Annotated in this window: 1 protein-coding gene; it reads right to left on the reverse strand. The window is 61.3% G+C overall.

Annotation, left to right across the window (positions count from 1 at the left end; translation table 11 throughout):
• Window positions 1-401: 401 nt before the first annotated feature.
• A partial coding sequence (locus BG61_RS43850; RefSeq protein ID WP_206540645.1) for a hypothetical protein occupies window positions 402-631 on the reverse strand: 230 nt, incomplete at its 5' end.

Here is a 631-nt window from a genome sequence, read left to right on the forward strand (position 1 = left end):
TCGGACGCCGTCGACATCGATAAAGCGCCCGGCAGGCGGGTTATCACGTTCGGCCTTTTTGGCTCGATGTCGAACCCACAACGCAGTGAGTGCGGCGGCAGTCGACACTGAGGCGAGCGCGCCGGCGGTACGGGGGAATGCAGCAACCTTCTTGAAAGAGCGGGCCATGATTTCTCGCGTAGATGCCACAGGTGGAAAAGGTCAGCTCGCCCGGGAACTCGGCCGCCCCAACCACAGCGCAATGGCCGAATAGCGGTTACCCGTTAGCGCCGCTGTATAGGACAGCATGACGCTGTACCCGATGAAGTCCTCCTACTGCGCAAAGATCATGCCGCTTCCCCACCGATGCGCATGAATTAAGGTAAATGGTCCACGTGGCAGCGGCGGTCACGAGAAGGTATTCAGAGAGCGCTGTCGTCTGCTTCTGCGCTCAGTGCCCGCGCGATGCGTTCCGCTTCATGAGCGGCCCTGTCTCGGGCTTCCGAGGCCGACGCGTAGCTTTCCGTTCCTCGATGGACTTTGACGCGCGCATGTCCGTCGCTTGCACGTTCCACGACTCGCACCAGCCATCGAAATTCGGTTCCATCCGGTTCGACCTCGGGCCGGAGGCTGTACCGGCCGGTAAGAATCG

The organism is Caballeronia glathei (genome assembly GCF_000698595.1).
In the GTDB taxonomy this organism is placed as follows: domain Bacteria; phylum Pseudomonadota; class Gammaproteobacteria; order Burkholderiales; family Burkholderiaceae; genus Caballeronia; species Caballeronia glathei.